This window comes from Rhodococcus sp. Ni2 (assembly GCF_021352185.1).
GTDB classification, from domain to species: Bacteria; Actinomycetota; Actinomycetes; order Mycobacteriales; family Mycobacteriaceae; genus Rhodococcus_F; species Rhodococcus_F qingshengii.
Window position 1 is genome coordinate 1489731 of the sequence record NZ_WOXZ01000001.1, and the last position, 18009, is coordinate 1507739.

Sequence of the window (18009 nt, forward strand, 5' to 3'; positions counted from 1 at the left end):
CTCGACACTTTTCCTGAACCACAAACACTTCGGAGGATCTGATGACTACTGTTCTCTCACACGGCCCACTGCAGACCGACGTCCCTGACATCCGGCCGACCCTTCAAGGATCGGTCGGCACCGCGACCCGTGTCAGCCTCGTCGCGGCGGGCGCCGCTGCGGGTGCCGGCCTCGCACTCGTGGCCACGCCATCTGCGACAACAGCTTTGACCACAGCTGTTATCGGCGCCGGACTGGTTACGTCGCTGGCCGCGAACTGGTCGACCTGCGGAATGTCCGTCGCCGGAGTTGTTGCCGCGCCGAAGCAAGTCGATCGGAAGGGATCCTCGACTCCCGTCCGCCGACTCGGCTGGCACGCTCTGGGTTCGGTCACGACGGGAGGCGTCACCGGGGCATTGATCGGCGCTCTCGGTGCGGCGATGTCCGGGTACGTGCCGGTCGGCTGGGCGCTGGGCGTCTGGGCCGTCGTCGCGGTTGCATACGGGCTGCACGAGTTGGGTGCGGTGAGCATGCCGACTCCGATGCGGCGCCAACAGCTTCCGCGCCATCTGCGCCGCACGATGGCGCCGTGGAAGGTCTCGCTGATCTTCGGCGCGATCATCGGTCCGGGATTTCTGATCTTCATCCGCTCGAGTGCGTACTACCTCCTGGCACTCGGCGTCATGGCTTCGGGTTCACCGGCTCTCGGGGCGGCGCTGTTCACAGTCGTATCCCTTGGCCGCTGCATGCCCAGCCTCGCGGCAATCGTGCACACCAAGCGCGGTGGCTCGATGCCGGGATTCCTCTCGATCATGTGCGTCGTGGACCGTCGCGTGCAGAGCGTCACCGGCGCGGCATTGATCGCACTGGGAGCATTCGCCGCCGCAGCACTGATCTGACTGTCGAGCTAGCACCCTTCACCTCGAGTGAACACACGCTCCGACTCTCCGGAGCGTGTGTTCACTCGACAGAAACCGTGCGCACTCACCCCGCGTCAGGGAATCGACAGCGCCACCTGGACCGAGTCCTCCGACGGCGACGTCACCTTTGCGTCCCGGCTCCACAGCATGTCGAGCGCCGCCTTGGGCTTGGCAAGGACCCACTCCCGGGCGGCGTTCTTGATCAGCGTCGGAGTTGCGCACCCGCAATCGCTGTTCACACCGTCTGCGTCGATGCCGACGTCTCGGCACAACGCAACAGCGCGGGGCACGTGATACCCCTGAGTGACAATCAACGCCTTGGTCACCCCATACGTATGTATGGCCCGGAAGCAGGTGTCATAGGTGTCGAGGCCGTACGGATCCCCCACGATGCGACGCTCATCTATTCCCTGCTCCACCAGGTAGTTCGTCATCGCCGCGATCTCGTCACCCGAGCCGCCGTTCGCGTCGCCGGAGACCAGGACCGCTTTAGCCTTTCCCGCTTCCACCAGTTCGACTGCTGCGTCCAGCCGCCCTTTCAGGAAAGCCATCGGCTTACCGTCCTTGATCTGCGCGCCCAGCACGATCACAACCGGAGCGTCGGGAGCATCGGCGGCGTCCGACGTGTGGCCGGCCGACGCCACGGAAATCCACACGATCGAGCCTGCGTAGACAACCGCTCCGAGCACCGCAATGCCTGCGACCCAACGAGGCCACCGGCGCTTGCGCGGCGGTTTCACTGGATCTGCAGCGGCTTCGTCCATTCGTCGATCAAACCACACGGTTTCTTCACCGCTTAGGCGCTCGGTCGATCCTCCATCCCTCCGCGCCACTGCGCTCGGCCCACAAATCCGAGTACTTCCCACCTCGCGCGATCAGGTCTTCGTGGGAGCCGACCTCCTCCACCCCACCGTCTTCGAGGTAGACGATGCGATCTGCTCCCTGAATAGTCGACAGGCGATGAGCGATGATCACCACCGTTCGACCACGGGCCAATCGGTGAATTGCCTCGGTGATGGCGACTTCGTTCTCTCCGTCGAGGGCGGAAGTCGCTTCGTCGAGAAGAACAATCGGAGTGTCCTTGAGGAATGCCCGCGCAATCGAGACCCGCTGACGTTCACCGCCGGACAGCAGTGATCCGCCTTCACCTACCCTGGTCTCCTCACCGCTCGGCAAACGGTCGATCACTTCGCCTAGCCTGGAATCCACCACTGCTTGACGGACCTCCGACTCGGTGGCATCCGGTCTCGCCAACCGAACGTTCTCCAGGATGGTTCCGTCGAACAGGTAAACCTGCTGTGAGACAGTCGATATCCGAGACATCAATGCTCTCGTTCCGATCTCGCGAACATCGGCTCCCCCGATGGTTACCGCACCTTCGTCGACGTCCCAGAATCTGGAGATCAGCCGAACCAGAGTTGTCTTTCCGGAACCGGAAGGACCGACCAGAGCGGTGACCGAGCAGTCCGGGAACTCGAGGCTCACGTTACGAATCACGCGATCCGGGCCGTAGCCGAAGGAAACCGAATCGAACCGAATATCATACGAAGTAGGCTCTTTCGGCACCTCAGGCTCCGCCAGCACCGGTACATCGATCATCTCTCGGACAGATCCGAGCGACACCCGGGCCAGTGAGATACCTTCACCGAATCCTGCGAGCATCTGCATCGGCTCCACGAACCTCACGGCCAACACGAGAACAACGATCACGCTTGCTGTGTCGATGGACCCGGTGGTGACCAGCAGTGCCGCCAGTACCAGGACGGTGAGAAAGGCAACCTGAACGACGATCATGAACCGCAGCAGATACTTGTCGACCGATCCGATTTCCTGCAGGTGTGCGTCCCGGTTGGACACAAGAGCTTCGTCCAACCGAGTCCAGCCTTCGCCGCTCTTACCGGCCGAACGTAGAACTTGCTGCGCCTGTGCATATTCGACGACGCGTGATGCCAGCTCGGATTCGCTCTTGCCGATCGCCTCGTATTCGGGAACAACCGCCCGCTGCACGTTGCGGTAAGCCCGAATCCCCAGTGGAACGAAGACGACCATCGCGAGAGACAGTCGCCAGTCCACAAACAAGACAGCGATCGCCACTGTCGCTGGAGTCACCGTGACGGTGACGAGTTGCGCGATGATCATTCCCGGGATGCTCATCAAGATTGCCGTGCCCTCGGTGACCAGGCGAGTGAACGCTCCACGATTTGCCTTGCTGAACCACCCGAGCGGAACCTGCACCAAGTGCTCACCGAGGCGATGCATGATTCCACCGGCAAAACCATCGATTCCGATGCGGTACGCCCGATTCTCGGCGATCCACCGTACGGCGCCACAGGCTACCGCCACGAGAGCAGCAGTGACAACCCACGGAACTGCGGCGTCGTAATCGCCGCGAACCACCGCTTTCAGGATCGGAATCATCAGTGCAAAGACGACACCCTCGAGTATCCCGGCGAGCGTGAAACCTGCTATCTGACCTCGCATCCCATTGTCGCGCCCGAGGATTTCGTCCAGGTCTCGAATCATTGCAGCGCCTTTCGCGGAGAGATGTCTTCGACGAGGGGGTTCTGGAGCGCCCACATCCGCGCGTAGGTTCCGCCGAGCGCCGACAACTGTTCGTGCGTACCCTTTTCCACGATCCGCCCGGCGTCGAGAACGAGTATCTGATCGGCGTATCGGACGGTGCGCAGTCGATGAGCGATCACCATCAGGGTGCCGCCGTCCGCACTGATCTCACCCAGTGCGCGTTGAACGGCCGATTCACTGTGGGGATCGGCCTGCGAAGTCGCCTCGTCCAGGATGACGATCGGCGGGTTCTGAAGGATGGCGCGGGCGATCGTCAGGCGTTGCTTCTCCCCACCCGACAGCTCACCGCCCGAACCACCACCGATCTCGGTGTCGTACCCGTCCGGCAGTCGCATGATCACGTCGTGAATCTGCGCCCGCCTCGCCGCTGTCTCCACTTCCAGATCCGTTGCATCCGGTCGACCGAGCCGAATATTCTCGCGCACGCTGTCCCGCAGGAGCACAACATCTTGGAAGACGATGGCCATCGATCTCAAGACTTCGCGACTGGACTGATCTCGTAAATCGCTTCCGCCCAGTCGAATAGACCCGTCCGTGACGTCCCAGAACCGCGGAAGTAGACGCACCAAAGTGGTCTTTCCGGAGCCGGAGGGGCCAACGATCGCGGTCACGGTACCCGGTTGCATCTCGAAGGAGATGTTCTCGAGGACGCGCTGCCCAGTGGTGTATTCGAAGCCGACGCTGTCGAATTCGACCAAAGTGCTGCGAGCAGGCACTGCATCCTGAGGTTCGGCCAGCTCTGGTTCGCCGAGGATGCTCTCGACGTGAGTCGCTCCCAGTTGGCCTTCGCGGTAGAGGTTGGCCATCGTTCCCATGTGCAGAACCGACGACGGAACACCGATTCCGACGACCAGAAAGGCAACAAGAGCTACCGGGGTAATCCAACCCCCGGACAACATTGCAGTTCCCGTCGCCGTGATGACCACGATGAGTACCGCCGGTGAGAGGAGGATCGACATCGCGACCACCGGCCTTCCCATCCCCGACATCCATCGCACGCACACCGCAACCATCGAATCGACAGCGCTCGAGTAGCGCGCGAATGCGCGACTCCCACTCCCGTACGTCTTGACAACCTCGATACCGTCGCCCAGTTCTACTGTCGCAGAGGTCAATGTCGACATTGCAAGATTCCAGGAGTCGACGTTCGTTCGATAGGCTCTGCGCATCGACGGCGCGGCGAGAGCGAGACACACTCCGATGTAGCCGACCAGGACCAGGCTGAACTTCCAGTCCATCGCCACCAGATAGATCAGGGCCACTATCGGCGACAGGATCGCTGGTACCACGTCGGCGGGAAGGTGAGCGACGAGAAGATGCATCCGCTTCACGTCGTCCGTCATCGCCTGCTTCACTTCACCGGTGCCACCATTTGCAAACCACCCCAGAGGAACTCGGGACAGATGCCGAGCGATACGCGAGCGGATCGAGTATTTGAAATGCGCGTCGGCGGTGTGACAGACGGTCAGTGCTGCGTTGTAGACGACAAAACCGAGAATTGTGCCCGCTGCACCGATTGCGGCCCACATCCAGACCAGGTTCAACGACGAGCCGGTCAGGAGCACCCGCGCGATCTCGACCACCGCAACGTAGGGCAGGAATCGCAACGGCACCGACAGTGCCGACAGACCCGCCCCTAGGAGGAGTTGATTTCTCACCGGCGCGATCATCCTGCCCAAAGCGTCTCGGTCGACGAGTCCAGGCGAGTCTTCCGGGGCTGCGGACTCGTTCACTTTCATTGCCGCACTCACTCTTCGACGATGATCGTGCCGGTCATGTTCGGATGTGGTGTGCACATGTAGGTGAACGTTCCGGCTTTGTCGAAGGTCTGACTGTAGGTTCCGCTTCCTTGGAGATCGCTCTTGATCCCCAACTCGGCGAACACGACATCGTGCGGCATTCCCTGGTCCTCGAAAATCCACGTGACGGTCTGTCCTGTGTGCACGGTGACGGAGTTCGGTGTGTACGCAAGGTTTTTCACCGAGATCTCGACCGGCGCTTGCTCGGTAGATCCCGTCGAATCGTTGCCGCACGACGTCAGTGTGAATACCGCTGCAACAGCGATCAATGTGGTCAATCCGGTGCGAAATGACATTCTGCTCTCCTCATCGAACGTAGTGGAGGTCGGCAGTCATCCCGGCCTCGAAGTGGTACGCGTTGTGACAGTGAAACATCCACCGTCCTGGATTGTCGGCGTCGAAGTCGATCGCCATTTGTGTACGCGGAAGTACGATCACGGTGTCTCGGCGAAGCCCGCCGTAGAAGGGAACCGAGAAGGTGTGCCCATGGGTGTGCATCGGGTGCCACATGTCGGTGTCGTTGTTCATGACGATTCGTATTCGCTCGCCCTGCTTCATTCTCAACCGACCTGCATCGGCGCCCGCCATTCCCCAGAGGTATCGATCGCCGGCCTGAATGAGATCCACCGAATACGCACGATCCGGTGCCCTCTGCTCCAGCGCTCCTGACGGGCGAAGCTCCGATTCCAGAACGAGCCGACCGCCGGAACCTGACAGCACTGCAGGCGAAGTCAGGTCGACGACCGCTACCGAATCCGGCGTCCGAAGCAGGCACGCGACGCCACCTGACTTCCCTTCCACCTTCGCGGCGATGGGCCACGAGCCGGACTGCACCGTCACCAATACGTCGTATCGCTGCGCGGGTGCGATCAGAATCTCGTCTCCGGCTGTGTAGGCAACGTCCTGCCCGTCAGCACTGACAACGGTCATCTCGTGCCCGGCGACCGAGAAACGGTACGGAGTCTCCGCCCCGGCATTGATCACCCGCAATCGAAGCCGAGTTCCGGCCGTCGCACTGACGACGAAGGGATCTTCCACAGGCCGTCCGTTGATCAGGTGCAGTGGATACGTGATGTGCGTTGCCATTCCACCGAGCGCCTTGGAATTTCCGTGACCACTGCCGAGAAGTTCTGCGGCAGAATCAATCTCTGCACCATCGACTTCCGGTGGAGTGCCGCCGTGTCCGTGGTGTCCTCCCTGCACGTCCGGTGACAATGCGCGAAGCACTGCATCCGGGGTTGTTCCCAGCCCGTCGAGCCAGTCGTCGATCACGATGACGACGTCCTCGTCGGCTCCGGTCCGGTCGTTCGGGTCCTCGACCACGAGTGCACCGAATAACCCTCGATCGGCCTGCAATCCTGAATGGGAGTGGTACCAATATGTTCCGTGATCCGGGGCCACGAAGTCGTAGGTGAACTCGGCACCTGGTTGGATTCGTTCCTGGGTGACCGGCGGGACGCCGTCCATGTCGTTGCGGATCGCAATGCCGTGCCAGTGCACCGAGGTCTCCGTCGGAAGGTCGTTCTGCAAAAGAACGTTGAGCCGGTCTCCCTTGGAGATTCGAAGCTCCGGGCCAACTGCTTCCGCACCGTACGACCATGTGTCGACCTCTCTGGCGCCCAGACTCACCCGAGCCGGTGCAGCTGTCAGATTCCGTTCGACTGTGCGCCCGCTATGAAATCTCGCCTGTTCGGCAGCACGAACTTCGTCGTCGAACGGTGAAATCTCAGAACTGGATTCGTTCGCCGAGCCACGGCTGCACGCACTCAATGCCACAGAACCCAAAGCCGCAGAACCCACAGCCGCAGAGCCGAGCGTCACCGCTCCCCATCGCAGAGCCAGGCGCCGACTCAACGCACTCGAACTCATGCCGTCAGCGCCGTGAATTCCTGATAGCGCGTCGCGGCAACAGCTTCGGTTCCGGTTCCGGTCAGATTGCCGGCAGCCATGGCATCCATGTCCTCGATCATCCAGAAAGTGGCGAAGGGATGAGTGGCGAGCCACATGTCTCCGTTGACCTTGGCCACTCGGTTCTCCTGCACCGCTGAAAGACTCGAGAACCCGGGAACACCGGCAACCTTGCCGAACTCGTACACGCCCTCGTCGAACACGGCCACGATCCGAGCATCCTGCGCCGGGATCGCCTCGTCGGACAGGGGCGCATACGGCAGTCCTCCAGCGGCATTCGATCGCTGGGATTCCGGACGCCCGAAGCCGCTCTCCGCCAACAACAAGGACGGCGGCGCCTGCTCGGTGGTGGTGGCAAGGATTCCAGAACTGCTCATCAGCACCGACACGGTGTTCGCTTCACCACCGGACCGAGCAGAGACGTCAGCGATCTTGCCCTCCAAGGCGACGGTCAGCTTGTCGGCAACCGACTGACGATCAAAAGCGCGTCCGAAGAAGGCAAGATTCTCACGCCACGGAGTGGTGACGGCCGGGACCGGCACTGTGGGGACGGTCGATGCGAGGGAGTCGTAGTAGCTCCGATCGCCCATCGACGTGAAGATGACCAGTCCGGGATCCTGGGCGAGGACCTGCTCGATCGGGGGTGCACCGAGCGGCGGCACCGTGACCACCTCGGTACCAGCTGACGCCAAGATGTCCTGGCCGATCTCCGATCCCCACGACGTGAAGACCACATCAGGGGTGATGCCGACGGCAAGGAGACCGAGTGCGGCGTATTCGTCGAGGGAAACAACTCGCCCGAGGTCGCCCGGAACCGACGTCTCACCGAATTCGTGGGACACAACACGCGTTCCCTCGGCAGGTTCCGTCGTCGGTCCCGCCTCACTCGAGCTACAGGCGGCCGCAGTCAGGGCAACGACACTGACCAGCAGCGAAGCTCCCAGCCTCGATAGGTAACCGGGTCGCGTTTTCAACTTCATAATGTCCTTCAGCTTCGAAAAATCGGGGGTTCGATACAAATCGGAGCACTGCTCGGATTTGGCAAGTAAACCTCACCTAAGTTCATCCGTCAATCGGTTGCGTCGACTACGCGACGCGATCCGACGCCGCTAAGCTCGGTCGGACCATGACTGCGCCATCACCTGACAAGAAGTCCGCCGCGACATCAGAGCGCCGCCGGAGTTACAACACCGGGATCACTGCGGACGCAGTGGTGACCGTGGCGTTCGGGCTCAGTCGCGAGCACGGAGTCGAGGGCTGGTCGCTGCGGCAGCTGCTCGGCGAACTCGATACGTCGTTCTCCGTCGTCTATCGACTCGTCGGAGATCGGGACGCACTCTCGGCTGCGGTGGTCGACAGTGCGGTGTCGGCCGTGAACGTGCCATCCGCACAAGAAGATTGGCGTCAATGGCTGACGCATCTGCTCTTGCAGATGCGAGAGGCATTGATCGAGTGTCCAGGTGCGGCGCAGTGGCTGCTGATGAACGGAGTTGCCACCCAGCGCAGCCGGGAACTCATGGAGGCCGGATTGGCATCGCTGATCGACGCCGGGTTCGGGGAAGAAGCCGCTCAGGCTTACACCGTCGCCTTCACCTCGACAATCACACTGATCGCCATGAACGACGCCAGGCGCATTCCCAGCAGACAGCCTTCACCCGATCACAGCGCGATGCTGGAACGACTGAGTAACGACGGACCCTCAGATCCTCGTTCATCGATGGAGACACTGATCGGGAAGTTCGCCGGTCCACCGGATGCTGCGGAAGCAACACGGGCAGAACACTATCGCTACACACTCGACCGTGTCCTCGACGGCCTCGAGGCGCGACTGTACGCAATCAAGGAGTCACAGAAATGACCGAGGGTCGCTGTCGCAGTTGTGCGACAGCGACCCTCGGATGAGTTGGATTCTCGATATGTCTAACGGAACAGGTTCGCGACGAACGGAATCGTGTCAGCCTGTGATTCGACCAAAGCGCCGCTGTGGTCGGTGTTGTATGTCTTGAACGTGACCGGTTCACCGTTGGCCACCAACGCTGCAACCAGCGAAAGCGCAGACGGTGCAGGGACATCCACGTCGAGCAAGCCCTGGCCGATGAAGATGGGGCGATCGTATCCACTGGTCGGTACACCCATGTAATCGTTCAGCAGACCCTGGAAGTTCGGGATCTGACTGAGCGGGCGGGAGAAGATGTCACCGAGGACCAGATCCTTGGATGCCTCGTCCAGGTCTGCGGCGCAGAGCTTTTCGGCCGAGTCGACCTTTTCCCTTCCCAAGTCGTTCAGGTAGGAATTCAAGTCGATCTCGGGGTGCGCTTCCCGCAAGCCCGCGAGGATGTAGAGCGCGTACGACGTCAACCCGCCGCCGAGGGCGATGGGAGGGAAGCCCGGACCGGCAGGCAGGAGGGTCAACTCGATGTTGGCCGGCACTCCGGTACCCACGCCACCGCGGTAGTCGAGCGAATCCCCTCCATACTCGGTTGCGTAGCGGGCCGTCGTGATGGCCGCACCGCCGCCCTGCGACTGCCCGACCACTGCCCAACGATTCGAGATCGAGGAGTCGATGACCCGTGCCGCCTTGACCGAGTCGACGACGCTGTGCGCCTCCACCTTTCCGTCGAGGTACGGCATCAGCCCTGGTGTACCCAGACCGACGTAGTCGGTGGCGACGACGGCGTAGCCCTCGGAGAGCCAACGCCCCAGGTAGGGGTAGTCACGCTCGGGCAGGCCAGGACCGACCAGCGAAGGGGCACAGGAATCGTCGAGTCCCGTGGTGCCGTGCGCCCAGGCGATGACGGGCCACCCGCCTTCCGGTGCCGGACCGGCCGGGACGTAGTACGCGCCACTGCTCAGCGCAGGCCCGCCGTTGGAACCGATGGTCCAGTACGTGAATCGCTTGGCGTCGGCGGTACCCGGAATCCACAGATCTTTCGGTAGCGGCTCACTCGACACCACAGTGCCGGTGGCTTGCGACGCGCTCGGTGCCTGTGCGGACGCGATGGGCGCAGCAACGGCGGAGCCGATCGTTGCAGCACAGAGGGCTGCGATGGATATGCGGGCAAACGACTTCGACTGGAATTTCACGTCTGACGACTCCGGTTCGTGCGGTGGGCGACCTCGTTGGACGTTATCGTAGATTTTGTTTAACCGATCGGTCAAGCAAAATCTTGCAGCTTCGTGAAACGTATATGTCGAGATTCCGGCCCCAACTCCGACCTAGCATCGAACCGCACGAAAAAACAGTAGGAGGATGTGTCCATGGCACACGTACAGCGTTTCGACCACATTGGCATCACCGTCGCGGACCTCGAATCAGCGACGGCATTCTTCGTCGGTCTGGGTCTCGAGGTGGAGGGCACCGGATCCGTGGAGGGTGAGTTCGTGGAAACCGTCTGCGGTATCCCTGGAGCCAAGTGCGAAATCGCCATGCTGCGCCCGCCGGGCGAAGGATCACGGCTCGAGCTCTCGTCCTTCGTCACGCCCGAGCACGTACCCGGATCGCCCGCTCCGATGGCCAACGAGATCGGGATACGCAACGTGTCTTTCGAGGTGGGCGATCTCCAGGTTGCGGTCGACGCGGTGGCTGCGGACGGTTACGGACTCATCGGCGGGATCGGCGAGTACGAGAACAGCGTGCGCATGGCCTACGTCCGGGGGCCTGAAGGGATCATCGTGTCCCTGTTCGAGCAGATCGCCTGAAGCGTCACGGCATTCGGAGCGTCAGATCGCCTTCCAGGAGCTGGCCAGAGCGCCCATCGCGGCCGCGAATTCGGCGAACGCCGCGTCGATTCTGACGCGGTCACCGGTGGTCACCAGATCGAGCGTCAACCCGCGAATCTGCGCCAACACGATCGTCGCGTAGCGATCAGCGCGATCGGGTGGACATCCGTGCGCGAGCGCAGCTTCCGCCAAACCACCCAACCAGTCCCCCACCACATGGTCGAGAAACTCGCGATACCGCTCCGGATGCAACAACGCCTGTCCGTAGATCTCGAACATCAAGCGAAAGTTCGGCAACGATTCCGCTGATGTGCGCCCATTCCAGTAACTCGTCAACATCTCGACGATGTCGGTCCCGGAAGAGATGTCGAGAGAAGAGCTGTCTCGCAGGGTGGCAACTACTTCAGTGAGCAGTTGTTCCTTCGAACCGAAATGATGGATGAGTGTCGCATGACTGATCCCCAGATCCTTGGCCAATGGCCGCATGGACAGTTCACCGACGCCGTTCGCCGTGACGTACGCGGTTACCTGCTCGAGCAATTCGGCACGGCGATGCTGGTAACGCAGTTTCCGGCCGTCGACCGGCGTGCTGTCCTCCACCTGCAGGAGCCTACGCAGTACCGGAAACACAGCAGTACCGGAAACACGGCAGTACCGGAAACACGGCAGTACCGGAAACACGGCAGAACCGGTTACACGGTGACGTGGTGGCGATCCGATCGACTGATCGTCACAGCGGCGACGACAACTCCGATCACCACGCCGATGAGAGTGTCCGCGACGCGAGCCACTGCCGCTTCGGTCCCGATCGGAGCACTGAAACCGATGAGGAGCAGTGCCATCGGGGTGACGGCCAGTGATGTCAGTGCATAGTTCTTGATCACGAGCAGCTCAGCAGCAGTCTGCAGAATCACGACCACGGCAACCGCTTGCCAGTAGCCGAGCGTCAATGCGATGAGAGCAGCAGCGACGACGGCGCCACCGACATTTCCCACCAACCGCTGAATCCCACGCTGGACGGTCTGCTTGTAGTTCAGCCCCTGCATCGCGGCGATGGCACCCATCGACGCCCAGAGCGGATGCTCCAACCCGGCTCCCGCCGCGAGCCAACCGGCCAGAGCCGACGCTGCCACGATGCGGAGAGCATTCATCCGCACCGGGCGCGAATACAGCCGATTCAATCCTTCGAGAAAATAGCCTTCGGGCGCGGCCAGGTTCTTTGCCGGTGCGAGATCGTGTTCGATCATGCTGGAACGCTTGAGCTTCCGAAGCTCCTTCTCGTGCCGAGCAATGTTGCGAATCAGGGTGGCGTCGCCGTGCAACTGCCACTCCTGAACTGCCGCTTCTGCTTCGTCGAGCACCGCCACCAGTTCGCGTCCGTGATCGACGGTCGACTTGATCCGGCCACTCGACGCAATAACCAAGCGGGCGTTGGCAATCGATCCGAGCGCCGGTTCCACTCCGTCTGCGCCGGACTGTTCGAGACGCCCCACCGCAGAAACTGCACGGGCAACTGCCAGGCGGGCAGGTCCCATCGGCAGTACGAGCGCTGGGAGCATCGCGGCCGCCCAACCGACCAGAACTCCGAGCGCACCGGCAGTGACCAACCGCGCCAAATCATCAACGCTGGAGGCATATCCGGCTGCACCGGTCGCCGCGAAGACGAGGATGACGGGCCCTGGTCCGGTGATCCGGAAGCCCGACATGAAGCAGTACGACGCACCCGCAAGCAAAGAGAGGATGCCGATCTGCAACCACATCGGAACGCCCGCGACACCCATGGCGCCGCCGAAGGCAATCGAAACCACCAGTGCAGCACCCACCATTGCCAGCTTGCCGGCCAACCGTGGATACGGCTCGTACCTGCCGAACGCGGCGCACAGCGCGCCCAAGGCCGCGAAGCCGGCCAATTCCCGATGCCCGAGCAGTCCGCCGACCACGAGGACTACGGCGGTGGCGAGTCCGACTCTGATCGCCGGGGCGATGGTCGCGTCCGCGGATCCGATACGAAAAGCCGCTCGCCACGTCGCCCCGGAGACGGTATGTGCAATGGCCTCACTCGAATGAGTGAGACGGCTGGGCGTCCTGGCTGCGGTTTCGGTTCGGGTCACCCACCCAGCATACATTTATTTCACTAGTAAATTACTTGTGAAGTAATGTGAAATCTGTCGCTAAGATGGGGCCATGGGCGCGGCGAACAGATCCGAAGACGACTTCATCGACAAAGTCCGTCGCGAATGGAAGCGCGCCTACCCCGAGTTCGACACTGCTCCCGTCGAGGTGATGGGCCGGATCGCCCGCATCAACGCGCAGTCTCTTCACCAGCTCGACCGGGCGCTGGCGTCCAGCGGGGTCTCTCGAGCCGAATTCGACGTGATGAGCGCGCTCGCTCGCAGTGACCGTCCCCTGCGGGCGAGCGAGGTCACCGCCGTCACGATGGTCAGCGGCGCCGCCACCACAAAACACGCAGACCGCCTGGCCAAGCTGGGCTTTGTCGAGCGTCAGCGTTTCGAACACGACGGGCGGGTGGTTCTGCTTCAACTCACCGATGCCGGTCGCGCATTGGTCGAGGCAGAGTTTCCCCGACGCGTCGAGCGCGACCGTCAAGTACTCACCGGACTCGACGAGGACGAACGTGCCCAACTGACGGCACTGCTCAAACGCATCTCACTCAACATCGACTCGGGGATCTGGGACTGACCTACTTCGGCAGCGGCACGTTCTGCAAGCGCACCTGACCGCGCGCCACCTCTTTCCCCGATTCCGGATCGGTGATGACCACCGACCACAACTGCTGAACGCGTCCCTGCTGTATCGGCACAGCCACGACGTCCACGCGCCCACCCGTACGCGCCCGCAGGAAATCCGTTCCGTTGTGCACTCCGACGGCAAATTCGCCACGGTCCGCCACTGCGGTACTCGCCCCGATGCTCGCGGCCGACTCGACGGCAGTCGTGTAAACGCCGCCGTGGACAACGCCCCACGGAGTGTGGTGTGCCTCGGACAGATCGATGTGCCCGACAACCTTCGTGCCGGACACCTCGTCCAGTTGCAATCCGGCAGCGCTGACGAATCCGCTTGCTGCCTCGAGATTCAATTCCGTCATGTCGACCCCTCATCTGCTCCGTTGGATTTCTCGACCTACCTTCCGCCCTCGAATACATGCCGTCAAGTGCTAAGTTGGAATTCCCAACTAACATTTCCAACTAACAGGGGCCCAGAGATGACGGCGACAAAAGGACGCAACTGCTCCATCGCCAACGCCTTGGAGGTCGTCGGCGAGAAGTGGTCACTGTTGGTGCTCCGAGAAATCGTCCTCGGGCAACGACGGTTCGACGAGATCGCCGCGGGCACGGGAGCCAGCCGCGACATCCTCGCCGCGCGTCTACGCACCCTTGTCGACGCCGACGTCCTCACGAAGCGACGCTACGAAGACCATCCACCGCGCTACGAATACGTCGCCACCGAATCAGGGAAGGCGCTCTATCCCATTCTGATGGCGCTCATGGAATGGGGAGACACCTTTGCGACGACGGGTCCACCGCCAACCGTCGTCGAACACCGTTGCGGTGAGATCCTGCACGCCCAAGTTGTGTGCGCGCACTGCAAAGAGCCGCTGGCCGCCAAAGACGCGCATGTAGTCGAACTCTCGCCGCCTGCTCGATAGCGTCAGCGTCCGGGCGGAAACCCGCCTGTTGCGATCGGACCCCAGGAGTCGACGGTGACGCGGATCAGGCTCTTACCCTGCTTGCGCATGGCTTCGCGGTACTCGTCCCAGTCGGGATGATCACCGGCGATGGATCGGTAGTAGTCGACCAACGGTTCCACCGAGTCCGGGAGGTCGATCAACTCCGCGGTTCCGTTCACCTGGACGTACGGGCCGTTCCACTCGTCGGAGTGGATACACAGAGACACCGCCGGGGTGCGGCGGACATTCGCGGCCTTGGCCCGTTCCGGGTACGTGGAGATGACGATCCGACCCTCGTCGTCGACCCCGCACGTCACCGGAGAGATCTGCAACTCGCCGGATTTCTTCACCGTGACGAACGTGGCCCGATGGCGCGGCCTGATGAACTTGAGGAGTTCGGCAAACGACACACGATCTGCGCTGGCGATCTTGGACATGACCTCAGCCTAATTCGATTTACGAACTGACGCTCAGGGCATCTCGATGGTCTGTGCACGTGCGATTTCGCCGATTGCACGAATGATGTACGCGCTCTGAGCTTTCTTCACTCCGGTCGACAAACTCCCGATGACCAGAACCGCCGAACGCAGGTACGCGCCGTGCCCGATACGGAACGAATCGTCTTCCAGATCCGAGATCCCGAGCGCCCCGGTGTAGACCGCAGCGAGCGCCTGCACGTCCAGATCCGGCAGCCACACAATCGTGGACTTGGCGCAGGCGGTGAGCGCATCCTGCACGTCCTCGCTGGACAAGCCGTCCGGATGCGTGTCCTCGAGCAATTCGCGCACGATCGCCGCGTGAACCGAGCTGACCTGCTCGAAAGAGAGCCCGCGCAGTTCCTCGACAGCCACGAGTAGTCCGTCACGATTTGCCGCCCGCACCGCGGCGAGTGCGTCGGCCGTGGCATCGGCGATGTCACGGGCGACCTTCGGCCAATGCGTCGGCCAGCTCTGTTCTGGCGTCCGCTGTTCTGGCGTCATCGTGGTATCTCCTCGGTCCTCGTGTTCATGCGGAAGCCTTCCACATCCCACCGACAGGCCAGGCGATCCGTCAGCGCAGCCGCTCCAACAAGGACATTGCGTTGTGCGGCGCAAAGCCTTTCATGTCGTTGTCGAAGTAGACGTACACGTCGAGGCCCTCGTCCATCCAATCCCGAAAGCGCTTGGACCACTTGTCCAGAGCTTCGTCGGTGTACCCACTCGCATACAGTTCCTTGTCCCCGTGCATCCGCACATAGACAAAATCGGTAGTAGGAGTGGTGATGCGGGGATACCTGCCGGCTGTGTCTGCGACGACAAAACCGATGGAGTGCTCGCGCATCAGGTCCACGGCTTCGTCGGTCTCGAAGCTGGCGTGCCGCGCTTCCACCGCGTAGCGAATCGGCACGTCCCTCTCGGTCTGGGCGAACACTCGGTCTTCGGTGAGTTTGTCGTCGTGCTGCGCTGCCAGATCGGCTGCAGCCTGAGTGGTACGGGGAAGACCGTCGAAGAAGTCGGCCAATCGCTGCGATTCGAACTGCAGCGTCGGGGGTAGTTGCCACAGAATCGGCCCGAGCTTGGGGCCGAGGGCGAGTGTTCCGGCGGCAAAGAAGTTGGCGAGTCCGTCACGGGCGTCGAGCAGCCGTTTCATGTGTGTGATGTACCGGCCGCCCTTGATCGCGAACACAAAATCTTCGGGAGTTTCGCTGCGCCATTTGGTGTAGCTTTCCGGCTTCTGCAGCGCGTAGAACGAGCCGTTGATCTCGATCGACGTCAATCTCTCTGCGGCATAAGACAATTCTTTGCGGTGAGCAAGACCTTTCGGATAGAAATCTCCGCGCCACGCGGGATACGTCCACCCGGAGATACCTACCCGAATATCTGCCATCGATTCAGACTAAGCGGCACTCGAGCGTTTTGGCACTCCGTGTTTCAAACTCCGGCGCTGAGCGCGACGGATACCGGTACGACGGTCAGGCACACCACCGCACCGACGAACAACGCGATCACGAGGCGACGGTCCCACTTTCCGCGTGCACCACTGGCAGCGAGCATGAAGATCACAAAACCTACACACACGGACACGATAGTCACGATCACCGGAGTTCCAACCATGCCGTGATTGTCCCCTACCCATTGCCACCGAGCGCCCTACGGGTACACGATCGAAGTACCCATCCCGAGCTAGGAGTGGAAATGCCGAAATACCTCTGGCAAGTGACGTACTCACCCTCCGGCGCCGCCGGTCTACAGCAGGAGGGAGGCACTGCGCGGCGCGACGCGATAACGCGAATGGTCGAAAGCATCGGTGGCACTGTCGAATCCTGCCACTTCGCACTGGGCGGTCACGACATGTTCGTGATCGGCAACCTGCCGGACGACGTCGCGGCAGCCGCATTGAGCATTCGCACGGCTGCGGCAGGTGCAGCACGCTCGGAGTCGATCACACTGCTCACGCCGGAGCAGATCGACGAGGCAGTCAAGCGACCGACCGACTACCGCGCGCCGGGCAAATGACGACGGAAGGAATAGATCCCGGCAGCAGCCGAGTTGCACCCGCTGTGACGGAGACTACGAAAACACCTGACCTGGGCACCTACGGAATCTGGCGAGGAGCGGCTGGTTTGCCGCCCGAGCTGGGAACTGCGATCGAGAAACTCGGTTTCGGCACCATCTGGATCGGCGGCTCCCCACGCGCCGATCTACGGATCGCCGAGAAACTTCTCGACGCGACCGAGCACATCACCGTGGCAACCGGAATCGTCAACATCTGGTCCTCACCTGCGGCTGAGGTGGCGGAGTCCTATCACCGACTCGAAGCCGCGCACCCGGGTCGATTCCTGCTCGGCGTAGGCGTCGGACATCCGGAGGCGACCGGCGACTACACCAAGCCGTACGCCTCACTCGTGTCGTACCTCGACGAACTCGACGCGGCCCAGGTCCCGGAATCGCGGCGCGTCCTCGCCGCACTGGGGCCGAAGGTGTTGAAACTGTCCGCCGCTCGCGCCGCCGGCGCGCATCCGTACCTGACCACCCCCGAACACACGGCCGAAGCTCGCGAAATCCTCGGCCCTTCGAAGATCCTGGCCCCCGAGCACAAGGTCGTCCTGGAAACCGATCCGGAGAAGGCCAGAGCAATCGGTCGCCCCGCCGTCGCCAACCCGTATCTGTATCTGCGCAACTACACGAGCAATCTCGAGCGCCTCGGTTTTGCGCCCGAAGAGTTGGCCAACGAGGGGAACGATCGCGTCATCGACGCCCTGGTTGCGCGTGGTACCGCGAAGTCCATCGCGGATCGACTTCGGGAGCATGTCGCGGCGGGTGCCGATCACGTTGCGATCCAAGCACTTCCCGCCGAAGGTGATCCGATCGCGACCTACGAAGCACTGGCCGCCGAACTCTTCGACTGACCGGGCAACCCTTGACTTGGATAA

21 protein-coding genes are annotated in these 18009 nt (G+C 62.0%); 7 read left to right on the forward strand and 14 right to left on the reverse strand.

Features of this window, described 5'->3' with window-relative positions; all coding sequences use genetic code 11:
- Positions 1-41: 41 nt before the first annotated feature.
- Positions 42-878: a hypothetical protein gene (locus tag GN300_RS07355; protein WP_063315619.1), complete on the forward strand. Its 837-nt coding sequence runs from the start codon at positions 42-44 to the stop codon at positions 876-878.
- Positions 879-973: 95 nt separating this feature from the next.
- Here GN300_RS07355 and GN300_RS07360 read toward each other — a convergent pair whose 3' ends face one another.
- Genes GN300_RS07360 through GN300_RS07385 form a run of 6 tightly spaced genes read right to left on the reverse strand, consistent with a single transcriptional unit; the run spans position 974 to position 8031 of the window.
- Positions 974-1663 (reverse strand): vancomycin high temperature exclusion protein, encoded by a 690-nt coding sequence (locus GN300_RS07360; RefSeq protein ID WP_019745580.1) that lies wholly within the window; start codon positions 1661-1663, stop codon positions 974-976.
- 25 nt (positions 1664-1688) lie between these two features.
- On the reverse strand, positions 1689-3422 hold the full coding sequence (locus tag GN300_RS07365; protein WP_063315618.1) for an ABC transporter ATP-binding protein: 1734 nt from the start codon (positions 3420-3422) through the stop codon (positions 1689-1691).
- Positions 3419-5233 carry an ABC transporter ATP-binding protein gene (locus GN300_RS07370; protein ID WP_233405587.1) on the reverse strand — a complete coding sequence of 605 codons (1815 nt, stop codon included), beginning with the start codon at positions 5231-5233 and terminating at the stop codon, positions 3419-3421. The genes GN300_RS07365 and GN300_RS07370 overlap by 4 nt, the downstream gene beginning before the upstream one ends.
- Positions 5230-5577 carry a plastocyanin/azurin family copper-binding protein gene (locus GN300_RS07375; RefSeq protein WP_063315617.1) on the reverse strand — a complete coding sequence of 116 codons (348 nt, stop codon included), beginning with the start codon at positions 5575-5577 and terminating at the stop codon, positions 5230-5232. The genes GN300_RS07370 and GN300_RS07375 overlap by 4 nt, the downstream gene beginning before the upstream one ends.
- A gap of 10 nt (positions 5578-5587) precedes the next feature.
- Positions 5588-7150 carry a multicopper oxidase family protein gene (locus GN300_RS07380; protein WP_063315616.1) on the reverse strand — a complete coding sequence of 521 codons (1563 nt, stop codon included), beginning with the start codon at positions 7148-7150 and terminating at the stop codon, positions 5588-5590.
- Entirely contained in the window at positions 7147-8031 is an 885-nt protein-coding gene (locus GN300_RS07385) for an ABC transporter substrate-binding protein (protein WP_230793261.1), read from the reverse strand. Before GN300_RS07385 ends, GN300_RS07380 begins: the two co-directional genes overlap by 4 nt.
- Positions 8032-8315: 284 nt before the next feature.
- On the opposite strand from GN300_RS07385, the gene GN300_RS07390 reads away from it, so the two are divergent.
- Positions 8316-9047, forward strand: a complete 732-nt coding sequence (locus GN300_RS07390) for a TetR/AcrR family transcriptional regulator (RefSeq protein WP_063315615.1) — start codon at positions 8316-8318, stop codon at positions 9045-9047.
- A gap of 62 nt (positions 9048-9109) precedes the next feature.
- On the opposite strand, the gene GN300_RS07395 is transcribed toward GN300_RS07390, so the two are convergent.
- Positions 9110-10273, reverse strand: a complete 1164-nt coding sequence (locus GN300_RS07395; RefSeq protein ID WP_007729711.1) for a S9 family peptidase — start codon at positions 10271-10273, stop codon at positions 9110-9112.
- 174 nt (positions 10274-10447) lie between these two features.
- Between GN300_RS07395 and GN300_RS07400 the strand changes: the two genes are divergently transcribed.
- On the forward strand, positions 10448-10888 hold the full coding sequence (locus GN300_RS07400; protein ID WP_007729713.1) for a VOC family protein: 441 nt from the start codon (positions 10448-10450) through the stop codon (positions 10886-10888).
- A 21-nt stretch (positions 10889-10909) separates the two neighbouring features.
- On the opposite strand, the gene GN300_RS07405 is transcribed toward GN300_RS07400, so the two are convergent.
- Both GN300_RS07405 and GN300_RS07410 read right to left on the reverse strand, forming a co-directional pair.
- Positions 10910-11509, reverse strand: a complete 600-nt coding sequence (locus tag GN300_RS07405; RefSeq protein ID WP_030536496.1) for a TetR/AcrR family transcriptional regulator — start codon at positions 11507-11509, stop codon at positions 10910-10912.
- Between the two features lie 92 nt (positions 11510-11601).
- The gene (locus tag GN300_RS07410) at positions 11602-13035 is read right to left on the reverse strand and encodes an FUSC family protein (RefSeq protein ID WP_042925936.1); all 1434 of its coding nucleotides are present in this window, start codon (positions 13033-13035) and stop codon (positions 11602-11604) included.
- A gap of 58 nt (positions 13036-13093) precedes the next feature.
- Here GN300_RS07410 and GN300_RS07415 point away from each other — a divergent pair, with 58 nt between their 5' ends.
- Entirely contained in the window at positions 13094-13609 is a 516-nt protein-coding gene (locus GN300_RS07415; protein ID WP_003940222.1) for a MarR family winged helix-turn-helix transcriptional regulator, read from the forward strand.
- A 1-nt stretch (position 13610) separates the two neighbouring features.
- Here the strand turns inward: GN300_RS07415 and GN300_RS07420 are convergent, their stop codons facing one another.
- Positions 13611-14015 (reverse strand): PaaI family thioesterase, encoded by a 405-nt coding sequence (locus GN300_RS07420; RefSeq protein ID WP_019745591.1) that lies wholly within the window; start codon positions 14013-14015, stop codon positions 13611-13613.
- A gap of 117 nt (positions 14016-14132) precedes the next feature.
- On the opposite strand from GN300_RS07420, the gene GN300_RS07425 reads away from it, so the two are divergent.
- A complete protein-coding gene (locus GN300_RS07425; RefSeq protein ID WP_063315614.1) occupies positions 14133-14576 on the forward strand; it encodes a helix-turn-helix domain-containing protein in 444 nt (147 codons plus the stop codon).
- A gap of 2 nt (positions 14577-14578) precedes the next feature.
- On the opposite strand, the gene GN300_RS07430 is transcribed toward GN300_RS07425, so the two are convergent.
- The 4 genes from GN300_RS07430 to GN300_RS07445 all read right to left on the reverse strand — a co-directional run bounded on the left by GN300_RS07430 (position 14579) and on the right by GN300_RS07445 (position 16690).
- Complete coding sequence (locus GN300_RS07430; RefSeq protein ID WP_063315613.1) at positions 14579-15034, reverse strand: PPOX class F420-dependent oxidoreductase; 456 nt, start codon at positions 15032-15034, stop codon at positions 14579-14581.
- Positions 15035-15067: 33 nt separating this feature from the next.
- Complete coding sequence (locus GN300_RS07435; protein WP_030536492.1) at positions 15068-15577, reverse strand: hypothetical protein; 510 nt, start codon at positions 15575-15577, stop codon at positions 15068-15070.
- A 70-nt stretch (positions 15578-15647) separates the two neighbouring features.
- The gene (locus GN300_RS07440; protein ID WP_058226655.1) at positions 15648-16463 is read right to left on the reverse strand and encodes a DUF72 domain-containing protein; all 816 of its coding nucleotides are present in this window, start codon (positions 16461-16463) and stop codon (positions 15648-15650) included.
- Between the two features lie 44 nt (positions 16464-16507).
- The gene (locus tag GN300_RS07445; protein WP_007729726.1) at positions 16508-16690 is read right to left on the reverse strand and encodes a hypothetical protein; all 183 of its coding nucleotides are present in this window, start codon (positions 16688-16690) and stop codon (positions 16508-16510) included.
- Positions 16691-16771: 81 nt separating this feature from the next.
- On the opposite strand from GN300_RS07445, the gene GN300_RS07450 reads away from it, so the two are divergent.
- Positions 16772-17092, forward strand: coding sequence for a GYD domain-containing protein (locus tag GN300_RS07450; RefSeq protein ID WP_007729728.1), 321 nt, complete (start codon positions 16772-16774; stop codon positions 17090-17092).
- 44 nt (positions 17093-17136) lie between these two features.
- Positions 17137-17985: an LLM class F420-dependent oxidoreductase gene (locus GN300_RS07455; RefSeq protein ID WP_030536489.1), complete on the forward strand. Its 849-nt coding sequence runs from the start codon at positions 17137-17139 to the stop codon at positions 17983-17985.
- The last annotated feature ends 24 nt before the right edge of the window (positions 17986-18009 follow it).